Origin of the sequence: Duganella sp. OV510, from assembly GCF_900100205.1 — a bacterium.
GTDB lineage: Bacteria > Pseudomonadota > Gammaproteobacteria > Burkholderiales > Burkholderiaceae_D > Rugamonas.
In genome coordinates this window covers 256,937-270,447 of record NZ_FNEQ01000002.1, presented here as the reverse complement: position 1 = coordinate 270,447, position 13,511 = coordinate 256,937, and the positions used below count along the sequence as shown (strand labels likewise).

The window sequence follows — 13,511 nt, the reverse complement described above, 5'->3', positions numbered from 1 at the left end:
GGGGATACGAATGGTTAAAATCGCATTAAGCGCGCTGATTTCGCTGATGTTTGCCTCTGCAGCGATTGCTGCACCGGCAACTGACAAAAGCGGCGCCGCGCCCAAAAAACTGGTGCTGAAGAAGCGCCAACCGGTGCGCGTTGCCGCCGCTGACGCCAGCGACCGCGTGGTCAAGCGTGTGATCAAGGTCAATGGCAAGCGCAAGGTGGTGTACCAGCGTGTGCTGGCTGCCGCGCCAGCGGCGCCGACCATGGGCGATCTCGCCGGCCTGAACAAAACCAATGATCCGCTGTCGCTGGCCTCCAACGTGGCGCTGGTGCTGGATCAGGCCAACTCGGAAGTGCTGTTCGAGAAGAATTCCAATGTCGCCCTGCCGATCGCCTCCATCACCAAGATGATGACCGGCCTGATCGTGGTGGAAGCCAAGCAGGACATGGACGAAATCCTCACCGTCACCGATGAGGACGTCGACCGCGAAAAATTCAGCAGCTCGCGCCTGAAGGTCGGCACGCAGATGAGCCGCGCCAGCATGCTGCACATCGCGCTGATGAGTTCGGAAAACCGCGCCGCTTCGGCGCTGGGCCGCAACTATCCAGGCGGCAGGCCAGCCTTTGTGGAAGCGATGAACGCCAAGGCGCGCGAGTTGGGTATGAGCGACACGCACTACGTCGATTCCAACGGCCTGTCGAAAATGAATGTGGCCAGCGCGCGCGACCTTGCCAAGCTGGCGATGGCGGCGTATCAGCAGCCGATGCTGCGCCAGTTCTCCACCGATCCGAAAGCCATCGTGGAAACCAGCAATGGCCGTCCGATGCAGTTTGGCACCACCAACCACCTGGTGGCCAGCCCGGACTGGGCGATCGGCTTGCAGAAAACCGGCTTTATCAATGAGGCGGGACGCTGCCTGCTGATGCAGGCGGTGATCGAAGGCCGCTCGGTGATCATGGTGTTCCTGGATTCCAAGGGCAAGCAATCGCGGACGGCCGACGCCGGCCGCATGCGCAAATGGCTGGAAGCGCTGCGCCCGGCCAGCCTGGTGGGCGGCGGCGTGACCAGCGCGCCTTATTCGACCGGGATGTAACCGAGGGTGACGGAGATCTGGCGCGCAGTCAGCACCAGGTCTTCCAGCCAGTCTTCCTGCAGACGGTCGGCCGGCGCCGAGATCGACAGCCCGGCAATCAGCTTGCCGCCATCGTCATAGATGCCGGCAGCCATGCAGCGCACGCCTAGTTCCAGCTCTTCATTATCCCGCGAGTAGCCGCGCGACTTCACCAGGCTCAGCTCGCGTTCCAGCTTGCCCAGATCAGTAATCGAGTTCTTGTTGTGCCCGGCGAGGCCGGTGCGCGTGGCATACGCGCGGATGGCTTTCGGCTCGTCCACCGACAGGAACAGCTTGCCGGTCGAGGTCAGGTGCAGCGGGCCGCGGCCGCCGATGGCGCGCACCACCTGCATGCCCGAGCGCTCCGAGAAGGCACGGTCGATGTAGACGATCTCGTCGCCCTGGCGCACGGACAGGTTGATGGTTTGCTGGGTTTTTTTGTGCAGTGCACGCATAAAGTCCAGCGCCGCTTCGCGCACCGACAGCCGGCTCTTGACCACATTGCCCAGTTCCAGCAGCCGCATGCCGAGCCGGTAGGTGCCAGGCTCGACCCGGTCGACAAAGCGGGTGACCACCATGTCGTTCAGAATCCGGTGGGCGGTGGAAGGGTGTAGCCCCGAGACCTTGGACAATTCCTTGAGGCTGACGGGATCGGGATACTTGGCCAGGGCATCGAGCAGCGCCACCATGCGCTCGATCACCTGGATAGTGGTCTTTTGCTCGGGAACGGTTTCGATTTTCATGATGTGGTTGGTGCAATGCGGAATTCGATAATTGATTTATACCATAATGTGGAAAAAAGCGGAATTCCATGCATAATATGCTATTGACGATTACCACAGCTACCATGGAACAACCTGTCAGCGAATTCAAGAGCAAGAGCGGCCTCAAGCGGATTTACACGGCGTTTCGCTACTCATTAGATGGTTTCCGCGCGGCGTGGCAGAATGAACACGCCTTCCGCCAGGAGGTCAGCGTGTTCGCGGTGGGCGTGGTCATCGCGCTGCTGCTGAAGGTGTCGGCGTTTGAAAAGCTGGTGCTGATCGGCGTGTTGCTGCTGATACTGATCGTCGAACTGATTAACTCCTCGATCGAGGCGGTGGTGGACCGGGTGTCGCTGGAACGCCATCCTTTATCGAAGAACGCCAAGGATTTCGGCAGCGCGGCGGTGTTGCTGACCTGTTTGCTGGCGATCGCCACCTGGGCGGTGGTCCTGTATAACAGGTTCATATGATTTTCCGGTATATAGAACTGATAAAAGCTTAGTTCTCATTTATAAAGGACAGCATTAATCTGGAGACCTTCACTACTAGGGGAATCAAATGCTGTCCAAAAAAATTATTGCTGCTGCCGTTCTCGCTGTTACCGCCATCGCCCCAGCCCTGGCTGCGGACATTTCGCTGCTGAACGTGTCGTACGACCCGACCCGCGAGCTGTACCAGGACGTCAACACCGCATTCGCCAAAGAGTGGAAAGCCAAAACCGGCGACAACGTCAAGATCAAGCAGTCGCACGGCGGTTCGGGCAAACAAGGCCGCGCTGTGATCGACGGCCTGGAAGCCGACGTCGTTTCGCTGGCGCTGGCCTACGACATCGACGCCATCGCCGAACACAAGCTGCTGACGCCTGAATGGCAGAAGAAGCTGCCGCACAACAGCACCCCATACACTTCAACCATCGTGTTCCTGGTCCGCAAGGGCAATCCCAAGGGCATCAAGGACTGGGCTGACCTGGTCAAGCCAGGCGTGTCGGTGATCACCCCGAATCCAAAAACCTCAGGCGGTGCGCGCTGGAACCACCTGGCCGCCTATGGCTACGCGCTGCGCCAGCCCGGCGGCAGCGAAGCCACCGCCAAGGAATACCTGACCAAGCTGTACAAGAACGTGCCGGTGCTGGATTCCGGCGCGCGCGGCGCCACCACCACCTTCGTCGAACGCGGCATTGGTGACGTGCTGATCGCCTGGGAAAACGAAGCGCTGCTGGCGATCAAGGAACTGGGCCCGACCAAGTTCGACATCGTCGCGCCGTCGGTATCGATCCTGGCCGAACCGCCAGTGGCTGTGGTCGACAAAGTGGTCGACAAGCGCGGCACCCGCAAGGTGGCCGAGGCTTACCTGAACTTCCTGTACACCGATGAAGCGCAGGACATCATCGCCAAGAACTACTACCGTCCAGCCACCGAGAAAGCAGCCAAGAAATACGCGTCGCAATTCCCGAACGTGAAGCTGTTCACCATCGCGGAAGTGGCCGGCGGCTGGACCAAGGCACAGAAGGCCCACTTTGCCGACGGCGGCCTGTTCGACCAGATCTACCAGCCTAGCAAGTAAGTACGGAAGCAACTTATGACCAGCGCCTTTGAACAGTTTCGCGTGTTGATTGCGCCCGGTCTGCATAACAGCGGACCGGATCATTGGCAAAGCCGCTGGCAACGCCTGTTCCCCGCTTTCGAGCGGGTGCAGCAGGATGATTGGGAAGCCCCGGACCTGCCGCGCTGGTCGGCCAGGGTGGACCAGTTGCGCCAGCGCGATCCGCGTCCCACGCTGATCGTCGGCCACAGCTTCGGCGCGCTGGCCACCGTGCACAGCGTGGCGCGCGATCCGGAAAACGTGGTGGGCGTGCTGCTGGTGGCGCCCGCCGATCCGGACAAGTTCAACGTGGCCTCACTGCTGCCGCAGCAAGCGTTGCCGGTGCCGTCGATCATGGTCGGCAGCACCAACGATCCGTGGATGGCGGCCCCGCGTGCCGCGTTGTGGGCACGCCGCTGGCAAAGCCGCTTCATCAACGGCGGGCCGCTCGGTCACATCAATGCGGAGTCCGGCTTGGGCGACTGGCCCGAAGGGCTGGAAACCTTGTATTTTCTGGCAGAGCAAGCGCACAATGGCGTGACCTTTTCTACCCTGGAGACCCTACCATGACCATCCGTCTGGGCGATACCGCGCCCGATTTCGAACAAGACTCTTCCATCGGCCCACTGAAGTTCCATGAATGGGCTGGCAATTCGTGGGTGGTGCTGTTCTCGCACCCGGCCGACTTTACGCCGGTCTGCACCACCGAGCTGGGCCTGACCGCCAAGCTGAAACCGGAATTTGACAAGCGCAATGTGAAAGCGATTGCGCTGTCGGTCGACCCGGCTGAATCGCACAAGAACTGGATCAAGGATATCGAGGAAACACAGAAGACCGTGGTGGGTTTCCCGATCGTTGCCGATGCCGACCGCAAGGTATCGACCTTGTACGACATGATCCACCCGGAAGCGTCGGCCACCGCCACCGTGCGTTCGCTGTTCGTCATTGATCCGAACAAGAAAGTGCGTCTGACCATCACCTATCCGATGAGCACCGGCCGCAACTTCGACGAAGTGCTGCGCGTCATCGATGCACTGCAACTGACCGACGGTTACACGGTAGCCACGCCAGGCAACTGGAAAGATGGCGATGACGTCATCATCCCGCTGACCGTGCAAGACCCGGAAGTGCTGAAGCAGAAATACCCGAAAGGCTTTACCGCCGAGCGTCCGTATCTGCGCGTCACCCCGCAACCGAACAAATAAGCTTATAAGTTTTCCGTTGTTTGGATCTTTCCCTGGAATAGGTAACCTTCGGGCCTCCTACTTTAGGGAAACTTTATGGATGTCCAGTTTGTTGCGTCAGGATTTGGGGTTGGCCTGCTGGTCGGCATGACCGGCGTCGGCGGCGGCTCGCTGATGACGCCGCTACTGACCTTGATGTTTGGCGTCACGCCTGCCGTGGCCGTTGGCACCGACCTGGCATTTGCCTCGCTGACCAAGGGCGTCGGCACCTTCACCCATCGTTTGCGCGGCACGGTCCACTGGGACATCGTCGGCCGCCTGTGCCTCGGCGCGTTGCCGGCCGCCTTGCTGGCCAGCGTGGCGCTCAGCCATTTCGGCACCCTCAGCCACCAGATGGGCCAGATCATCCGCTACACGATTGCCGGCTCGGTGATGCTGACCGTCGTGGCCTTGCTATTCAAGCGCAAGATGCTGGCCTGGATCACCGCCCATCCCGAGCGGCAACTTCAGGGCGGGGCGCTGCGCAACGCCACTGTCTTCACCGGTGCTGTGCTGGGCGTGTTGGTGACGATTTCCTCGATCGGCGCTGGCGCGATTGGCGCCACCGTGCTGGTGATGCTCTATCCGCGCCTGACGGCCGCAGAAGTGGCCGGCACCGACATCGCCTACGCCGTGCCGCTGACCGCGATTGCTGCCGTCGGCCACTGGTGGCTGGGCTCGATCAACTGGACTCTGCTGCTGACCTTGCTGGTCGGGTCGGTGCCCGGCATCACCCTGGGCGCTTACGCCGCCCGCGCCGTACCCGAGCGCCTGTTGCGCGCTATCCTCGCGGTAACGCTCGTTGCTGTGGCGGTCAAGCTGGTATATAGCTGAATCATCTAATCAAATGACTAATGCTTCGTTTGTATTATGAGGCATTGATGAGAACATGCAGCCCTTATAGAAGGTTTTGTAATAAGGGAGCATCCATGTCTGCTGTTCTTGCAGCGTCCGCAGCCGCCACGCCAGTGGCCAAACGGGGCGCGCCATTCCGCGTTATGCCGGGATTCCGGCTGTCGCTGGGCTTCACCATTTTCTACCTGACGCTGATCGTGCTGATCCCGCTGTCGGCCGTATTTCTGAAAACGTTCACCCTGACCTGGGATTCGTTCTGGACCACGGTGACGTCGGCACGCGTGATGGCTTCCTACAAGCTGACGTTTGGCGCCTCGCTGATCGGCGCCTTCATCAACGTCATCTTCGGCGGCATCGTCGCCTGGGTGCTGGTGCGCTATGAATTTCCCGGCAAGCGCATCGTTGATGCGCTGGTCGACCTGCCATTCGCGCTGCCGACCGCCGTGGCCGGCATCACGCTGACCGCGCTGTATTCGGCCAACGGCTGGCTGGGCCAGTTCATCGAAGGCTACCTCGGTATCAAGGTGGCGTTCACGCCGCTGGGCGTGGTGATCGCATTGACCTTCATCGGCCTGCCGTTTGTCGTGCGGACCGTGCAGCCGGTGCTGGAGGACGCCGAGCGTGAGCTGGAAGAGGCTGCCGCCAGCCTGGGCGCCAACGCCTGGCAGACCTTTTCGCGCGTGGTGTTCCCGACCATCCTGCCGTCGCTGATGACAGGCTTTGCGCTGGCCTTCGCGCGCGCCACCGGCGAGTTCGGTTCGGTGATTTTCATCGCCGGCAATATGCCGATGGTGTCGGAAATCACGCCGCTGTTCATTATTACCAAGCTGGAGCAGTACGACTATGCCGGCGCCACCGCGATTGCACTGGTGATGCTGGTGGTGTCCTTCATTCTGCTGTTGGCCATCAACCTGTTGCAAGCCTGGGCGCGCGGAAAGTCGGGGAAATAAGATGAGTGGAGCTCCTGTGACACCTGTTACGCAAGTCCGTCGCGGCGAACTGCCGTCGAAGGCCGATATCCTGGAACCGCGCTGGGTGCGCGGCGTGCTGGTTGCCATCGCGCTGCTGTTCCTGACGCTGTTCCTGTTCATACCGCTGGTGGCAGTGTTCTTCGAGGCGCTGAAAAAAGGCTGGGATGCCTACGTCACCGCCATCGTCGAAGAAGATGCGATCTCGGCCATCAAGCTGACGCTGATTACCGCCGCCATCGCCGTGCCGCTGAACCTGGTGTTTGGCGTGGCGGCATCGTGGTGTATCGCCAAGTTTGAATTCTGGGGCAAAAGCTTCCTGCTGACCTTGATCGACCTGCCGTTCTCGGTGTCGCCGGTGATCTCCGGCCTGATCTACGTGCTGCTGTTCGGCGCGCAGGGCTGGTTCGGTCCGTGGCTGATGGAACACGACATCAAGATCCTGTTCGCGGTGCCGGGCATTGTGCTGGCCACCATCTTCGTCACCTTCCCGTTTGTGGCGCGCGAACTGATCCCGCTGATGCAGGCGCAGGGCAGCGAAGAAGAAGAGGCCGCCATCGTGCTGGGCGCGTCCGGCTGGGACACTTTCCGCCGCGTGACGCTACCCAACATCAAGTGGGGCCTGCTGTATGGCGTGATCCTGTGTAACGCCCGCGCCATGGGCGAGTTTGGCGCGGTGTCGGTGGTGTCCGGCCACATCCGTGGCGAGACCAACACCATGCCGCTGCAAGTCGAGATTCTGTACAACGAATACAACTTTGCCGCCGCCTTTGCCGTGGCGTCGCTGCTGGCGCTGCTGGCCCTGGTGACGCTGGTGGTGAAATCCTTTATCGCCTGGCGCCTGAACGAGTCCATCGCCGACGACAAACGTACTTCGGAGTAATACCATGACGATCCAAGTTAAAAATATCAACAAGCGTTTCGGCGATTTCGTCGCGCTCAATAATGTCTCGCTGGATTTTCCGCAAGGCGAACTGACCGCGCTGCTGGGCCCGTCGGGCTGCGGCAAGACCACGCTGCTGCGTTGCATCGCCGGGCTGGAGCATCCGGATTCCGGCCAGGTGGTGCTCGACGGGAACGATGCGTCGGACCGCCATGTGCGCGAACGCCAGGTTGGTTTCGTGTTCCAGCACTACGCGCTGTTCAAGCACATGACTGTGTTCGAGAACGTTGCTTTCGGCTTGCGCGTCAAGCCACGCAGCGAGCGTCCGTCGGAAGAGCAGATTCGCCGCAAGGTGAAAGACCTTCTGGAACTGGTGCAGCTGGATTGGCTGGCGGACCGCTATCCACCGCAACTGTCGGGCGGCCAGCGTCAGCGTATCGCGCTGGCGCGCGCGCTGGCGGTCGAGCCGCGCGTGCTGCTGCTGGACGAGCCGTTCGGTGCGCTGGACGCCAAGGTGCGCAAGGAACTGCGCCGCTGGTTGCGTCGCCTGCACGATGAGTTGCATGTCACCTCGATCTTCGTCACCCATGACCAGGAAGAAGCATTGGAGGTGGCCGACCAGGTGGTGCTGATGAACAAGGGGAACGTCGAACAGATCGGCGCGCCGGACGAGGTGTACAACCACCCGGCCTCGCCGTTTGTCTACGGCTTCCTCGGCAACGTCAACGTCTTCCACGGCCGCGTGCAGGATGGCGTGCTGGCCACCGGCGATACCAGTTTCAACGTGCCCGCCGAGCCAGGCGCGGCAGGCAAGGGCACAGCCTATGTGCGTCCGCACGAGCTGGACGTGGACCGCTACACACCGGGCGCCGAAGGCATCGTGGTCAAGCTGCGCCGCGCGCATGCGATCGGCCCGCTGGCACAGCTAGACCTGGAGCGCGGCGACAACGCCGAACTGATCGAAGCCGTCATTCCGAACGAGCGCTTTAGCAGCCTCGGCCTGAAGGAGGGCGAAACCCTGGTAGTCCGTCCGAAGCGCGTGCGCGTGTTCGTTGACGAAGGAGCATCCATATGAATTTCCAGCAGCTGCGGTCCATCCGCGAAGCCGCGCGTCGCGGCTACAACCTGACCGAAGTGGCAAATGCCCTGTTCACCTCGCAGCCTGGCGTGTCGCGCCAGATCCGCGAGCTGGAAGACGAACTGGGCGTGGTCATCTTCGAACGCAACGGCAAGCGCCTGACCGGCATGACCGAGCCGGGCAAGGGCATCCTGAAGATCATCGACCGCCTGCTGATCGAGGCCGAGAACCTGCAACAGGCCAGCCTGGAATACACCGGCCAGCAAAGCGGCACGCTGAGCGTGGCAGCCACCCACACGCAGGCGCGCTATGCGCTGCCGAAAGTGGTGCAGAGCTTCCGCAGCGCGTATCCGGATGTGCGCATCGCCCTGCAGCAGAGCGCGCCCGAGCACATCGCCGAGTGGATCTTGTCCGGCAAGACCGATATCGGCATCGCTACCGAGGGCCTGTCGCAGTTCCCCGACCTGGTGTCCTTCCCGTGCTACCGCTGGAGCCATTTGATCGTGGTGCCGGACGGCCACCCGCTGCTGTCGCGCTCGCCGATCAGGCTGGAAGACCTGGCCGAGTTCCCGCTGATTACCTATGACGTCGGCTTCACCGGCCGCGGCCACATCGACGCCGCGTTCGCGCAGGCCGGCGTGCGCCCGGACATCGTGCTGACCGCGATGGATTCGGACGTCATCAAGCAGTATGTGTCGCTGGGCCTTGGCGTGGGCATTGTCGCCTCGATGGCGTTTGACCATGGCCGCGACAAGGGCATGCGCGCGGTGGAAGCGTCGCACCTGTTCGCGCAGAACACCACGCGACTGGCAGTCCGCAAGGGAGCTTATCTGCGTTCCTATGCCTACCATTTCATCCAGCAATTCGCGCCGGACCTGAGCCGTGCCGACATTGACGCCGCCCTCAACGGCGGGGAACTGTCCTGATCCTGTTGATGATATTGCCGCCGCTACATGACTGTGGCGGCGGCAAAACAGTCATTCATTTTTTCTAATTTTCATGCCGGAATAACCATATACTGAATCCCTGTCACCAACACCGGGGAGCGCGTCATGGGTTTCGGTAATTGGAAAATCGGCTACCGTCTGGCAGCTGGTCTGGGCGTGGCCATCATCTTCATGATCGGCATTTCCGTCGAAGGCATCGCCAAGCTTGGTCGTCTGAACGACAACACCAAGGATCTGGCGGTCGATAAGGTTCCCAAGGTCATCCTGGCTTACGAAACGATAGGCGGTCTGAACGACGTGGCCCGCGCCATGCGCAACGCCATGCTGTCGACCGATCCGGCGGTGGTCAAGGCCGAACTGGAACGGGTGGAGAAGCGCCGCGTGGAAAATGGCGAGCGCCTCGACAAGCTAGGCAAGCTGATTGCTGACGACAACGATGCCCAGGGAAGCGCCAAGCTGCAAGCCGTGCTGGATGCGCGCGAAAAATACGCCGTGGTACAGGGCGCTTTTCTGAAAATGTCACCGGATGCCAGCCGGCGCGACGAGTCCGTCAAGTATCTGCTGACCACGGTGCGCAAGGAACAGACGGCTTACCTGAATGCGCTGACCGAGATGGTCAAGTATCAGACGGCGGCGGTGGAGGCAACCGCTGCGGTGGCCGAGCAATCCTACGCCAGTTCGCGCACCACGATGATTTTGCTGACGGTGGCGGCGGCTGCATTGGCGGCGTGGGTGCTGTTTGTGATTACGCGCAGCATCACCCAGCCTTTGAATCGCGCGGTGGGCATGGCGCAGGCGGTGGCCGGCGGCGACCTGACCATGCGCATGGAGTGCCACACCACCGACGAAACCGGCCAGTTGCTGCGCGCGCTGATCGACATGAATGCGTCGCTGGCGCGCACGGTCGGGCAGGTGCGCTCGGGCACGGACACCATCGCCACGGCGTCGAACGAGATTGCCAGCGGCAATATGGATTTGTCGTCGCGCACCGAGCAGCAGGCGTCCAGCCTGGAAGAGACGGCGTCGTCGATGGAGGAGCTGACCTCGACCGTGACGCAGAATGCGGAGAACGCGCGCCAGGCCACGCAGCTGGTGGTGGCGGCGTCCGACTATGCGACCAGGGGCGGCAAGGTGGTGGGCGAGGTGGTCACGACCATGGGAGCGATCAAGGAGAGTTCCAGCAAGATCGTCGACATCATCAGCGTGATCGACGGGATTGCGTTCCAGACCAATATCCTCGCTTTGAATGCAGCGGTGGAGGCTGCGCGCGCTGGCGAGCAGGGCCGAGGCTTTGCGGTGGTGGCGTCCGAGGTGCGTAACCTGGCGCAGCGTTCGGCCTCGGCGGCCAAGGAGATCAAGGAGTTGATCGGGCGTTCGGTGGAGACGGTGGATGCCGGCGCGGCGCTGGTCGATCAGGCGGGCAGCACCATGCAGAGTATCGTGCAGTCGGTGCGGCAGGTGGCGGAGATCATGCAGCAGATCAGCGCCGCCAGCAGCGAGCAGAGCACCGGCATTGAGCAGGTGAACCAGGCGATTGTATCGATTGATGATGTGACGCAGCAGAATGCGGCGCTGGTGGAGGAAGCTGCTGCTGCCGCGCAGAGCATGCGCGACCAGGCGGACTTGCTGGCGCAGGCGGTCAGCGTGTTCAAGCTGGCGGGAAGCCCGCCGCCAGCCAAGCCACCAGCGCGCCGGCTGGCGGTGGCGTGAGCCTCACCGGGTTGAGCGTTGAGGCGGGCCGCCGTGCGGGGGAGGGTTTTTACCAGCTGAAGCCGGCCTTGGCGTAGTAGTAGCGGCCGTTGAAGCCATTCGGCGCCCAGCCGCTATACGGGTTGATGCCGTTGTTGTTCAGATTGGCCACCGACGTGACCTGGTCCGGATAACGGTTGGTGGCGTTGTCGATGCCCACCGTCAGGCGCCAGTTCTTGCCCAGCTTGACGCTGGTCGACAGGTCCAGCACCCATTGCGGATCGTAAGTCTGGTCCTGTACCGGGTTGTTCTGCGGCACAGTGAAGCTGCCGTAGCGCGTGACCACCGCCCGCACGCCCCAGTTTGCCAATGACCAGTCGGTCGCCAGGCTGAACTTGTCCTTCGGCGAACCCACGGTGATGCGGTTGATGGTCTGGCGATCGATCAGGGTCAGGTTATTGGCGCTGAGGATCGCCGGGTTGGCGTTGACATGCTCCAGCGAGGTCTTGTTGTGGTTGTAGGCGGCGGTGAAGTCGAAGCGGCCGGCGTCGCGCGTCTCCCAGCGATAGGTGCTGAGGATGTCGACGCCGGTGGTGCGGGTGTCGATGGCGTTGGTGAAGTAGCGGCCGGCGCCAACCAGGATGCCTTGCGCGGCCAGCGTGTTTTGCAGCGCCGTGTTCAAGGTCATATTGGCTGACAGCGCGATGCGGTCGTCGATGTCGATGCGGTAGGCGTCGATCGACGCGGTCCAGTTGCGGCTCGGCTGGAATTGCAGGCCGAGGCTGTAGTTGCGGGCTTTCTCGGCCTTCAGCGGAGTCGCGCCCAGCGCTGCTGCTGCGGCGCTGCCGACGGCGAAGGTGCCGGTTTCGATCGGCGTGTTGACACCGTTGACCACCGAGAAATTGGTGGTGGTGATGGTGTAGAACTGCTGCGCCAGCGACGGCGCGCGGAAGCCGGACGAGGCCGTGGCGCGCAGCGATACCGCGTCGTTGAAGGCGTAACGGGTCGAGGCCTTGGCCGAGGTGGTGTTGCCGAAGTCGCTGTAGCGTTCATGCCGCAGCGCGGCGGAGGCGGAGAACTGCTTGGTGATCTCGGCCTCGAAGTTGGCATAGATCGATTCGTTGTGGCGAGTGTTGCTGCCAGCGTTCACCGGCCGGAAGCCGGAGAAGCCTTGCGCGCCGCTGCCGGTGTACGAGGCTTCATCGCCGGCGCCGATCTCATACTTCTCGTGGCGGTATTCGGCGCCCAGCGCCACCGTCAGCGGGCCGCTGAAGCCGTCGATCGGGAGTTCCCTGGCGACGTCGAAGTTCAGCAGCGCTTGCGTGTTCTTCAGCTTGCCGGCGTAGAAATGGGTCGGGCTCTTGTCCGCCAGCGTCAGGTTGACGGTATTGTCCAGGTCCAGCTTGAATTCATTGCTGCCGTAGTTGGCGCTCAGGTCCCAGCGCCAGCCGCTGGCTTCGCCACGCAGGCCGGTCACCAGCGAGGTGTCGGTCGATTTGCTGTTCTCCAGCGGCAGGAAGCCTTCCGGGAAGATGCTGCTGCGGCCGAAGCTGCGCCAGGTGGCAGCCGCCGAGGTTTCGCGCTGGCCGTAGTTGGCGAAGGCGTACCAGTCGATATCGTCGCTGACGCGGTACTGGCCGTTGACGAACAGCACGCGCGGCTTGGTTTCAGGATCGCCGAAGCGCTGGTTGACTTTGCCGTAGCGTGGATCGGTCGGGTAGCGGTAGTCGGCGCCGGCGCGGTTGGTCGGATCGCGGTCGGCGGCGTCGACTGCGATGCGCACCCAGCCATCGTCGCCGAGGTTGAAACCGGTGGAGCCGCGCAGCGACACTTGCTTGCCATCGCGCTCCTGGTATTCGCCGAAACCGATCTCGGCATCGCCACCGGCCGCGCCTTTTTTCAGGATGATGTTGATGACACCGGCAATAGCGTCGGAGCCGTACTGGGCGGCGGCGCCGTCACGCAGCACCTCGATATGGTCGATGGCCGACAGCGGGATCGCGTTCAGGTCAACCGGCGCCGAGCCGCGTCCCTGCGTGCCGTTGACATTGACCACCGACGAGGCATGGCGGCGCTTGCCATTGACCAGCACCAGCACCTGGTCCGGCGACAGGCCGCGCAGCTGCGCCGGGCGCACCGCGTCGGAGGCATCGGCGCCGGAAGGGCGCGGGAAATTCAGCGACGGCAGCACGCGGCCCAGCACGGTGGCCAGTTCGGTCGAACCGCTGGCTTGCAGCTCGCGCGCGCCGATGATGTCGACCGGCGATTCGGTATCGATGGTGCGGCGGTTCTTGGCGTAGGTGCCGGTCACAACGATGGATTGCAGTTCACCGTCGACAGCTTGCTCTTGGGCGAACGCGGGGATGACGATGGAGGAAATCAGGCTGGTCAGCAGCAGTGGACGTAACATCGGTTGTCTCTTAA

At 62.3% G+C, this 13,511-nt stretch carries 13 protein-coding genes; 11 read left to right on the top strand and 2 right to left on the bottom strand.

Annotated features, from left to right (window positions below; translation table 11 throughout):
- Positions 1-10 precede the first annotated feature (10 nt).
- Positions 11-1,081 carry a D-alanyl-D-alanine endopeptidase gene (gene pbpG, locus BLS51_RS08290; protein ID WP_090181704.1) on the top strand — a complete coding sequence of 357 codons (1,071 nt, stop codon included), beginning with the start codon at positions 11-13 and terminating at the stop codon, positions 1,079-1,081.
- Here pbpG and BLS51_RS08285 read toward each other — a convergent pair.
- Complete coding sequence (locus BLS51_RS08285; RefSeq protein ID WP_090181706.1) at positions 1,063-1,842, bottom strand: IclR family transcriptional regulator; 780 nt, start codon at positions 1,840-1,842, stop codon at positions 1,063-1,065. The genes pbpG and BLS51_RS08285 overlap by 19 nt on opposite strands.
- 104 nt (positions 1,843-1,946) lie before the next feature.
- On the opposite strand from BLS51_RS08285, the gene BLS51_RS08280 reads away from it, so the two are divergent.
- The 10 genes from BLS51_RS08280 to BLS51_RS08235 all read left to right on the top strand — a co-directional run bounded on the left by BLS51_RS08280 (position 1,947) and on the right by BLS51_RS08235 (position 11,108).
- Positions 1,947-2,333, top strand: coding sequence for a diacylglycerol kinase (locus BLS51_RS08280; RefSeq protein ID WP_090181708.1), 387 nt, complete (start codon positions 1,947-1,949; stop codon positions 2,331-2,333).
- Between the two features lie 88 nt (positions 2,334-2,421).
- Entirely contained in the window at positions 2,422-3,426 is a 1,005-nt protein-coding gene (locus BLS51_RS08275) for a sulfate ABC transporter substrate-binding protein (protein WP_090181710.1), read from the top strand.
- A gap of 15 nt (positions 3,427-3,441) precedes the next feature.
- Entirely contained in the window at positions 3,442-4,014 is a 573-nt protein-coding gene (locus tag BLS51_RS08270; RefSeq protein WP_090181712.1) for an RBBP9/YdeN family alpha/beta hydrolase, read from the top strand.
- Positions 4,011-4,649 (top strand): peroxiredoxin, encoded by a 639-nt coding sequence (locus tag BLS51_RS08265; protein WP_090181715.1) that lies wholly within the window; start codon positions 4,011-4,013, stop codon positions 4,647-4,649. The genes BLS51_RS08270 and BLS51_RS08265 overlap by 4 nt, the downstream gene beginning before the upstream one ends.
- Before the next feature lie 75 nt (positions 4,650-4,724).
- On the top strand, positions 4,725-5,501 hold the full coding sequence (locus BLS51_RS08260; protein WP_090181718.1) for a sulfite exporter TauE/SafE family protein: 777 nt from the start codon (positions 4,725-4,727) through the stop codon (positions 5,499-5,501).
- 95 nt (positions 5,502-5,596) lie between these two features.
- Positions 5,597-6,472, top strand: coding sequence for a sulfate ABC transporter permease subunit CysT (gene cysT, locus BLS51_RS08255; RefSeq protein WP_090181720.1), 876 nt, complete (start codon positions 5,597-5,599; stop codon positions 6,470-6,472).
- 1 nt (position 6,473) lies between these two features.
- A complete protein-coding gene (cysW, locus tag BLS51_RS08250) occupies positions 6,474-7,373 on the top strand; it encodes a sulfate ABC transporter permease subunit CysW (RefSeq protein ID WP_090181723.1) in 900 nt (299 codons plus the stop codon).
- A 4-nt stretch (positions 7,374-7,377) separates the two neighbouring features.
- The gene (locus tag BLS51_RS08245; protein ID WP_090181725.1) at positions 7,378-8,448 is read left to right on the top strand and encodes a sulfate/molybdate ABC transporter ATP-binding protein; all 1,071 of its coding nucleotides are present in this window, start codon (positions 7,378-7,380) and stop codon (positions 8,446-8,448) included.
- Complete coding sequence (locus BLS51_RS08240) at positions 8,445-9,377, top strand: CysB family HTH-type transcriptional regulator (RefSeq protein ID WP_090181726.1); 933 nt, start codon at positions 8,445-8,447, stop codon at positions 9,375-9,377. The genes BLS51_RS08245 and BLS51_RS08240 overlap by 4 nt, the downstream gene beginning before the upstream one ends.
- Before the next feature lie 126 nt (positions 9,378-9,503).
- A complete protein-coding gene (locus BLS51_RS08235; protein WP_090181728.1) occupies positions 9,504-11,108 on the top strand; it encodes a methyl-accepting chemotaxis protein in 1,605 nt (534 codons plus the stop codon).
- Positions 11,109-11,157: 49 nt separating this feature from the next.
- Here the strand turns inward: BLS51_RS08235 and BLS51_RS08230 are convergent, their stop codons facing one another.
- A complete protein-coding gene (locus BLS51_RS08230; RefSeq protein ID WP_090181730.1) occupies positions 11,158-13,497 on the bottom strand; it encodes a TonB-dependent receptor plug domain-containing protein in 2,340 nt (779 codons plus the stop codon).
- Positions 13,498-13,511 lie beyond the last annotated feature (14 nt).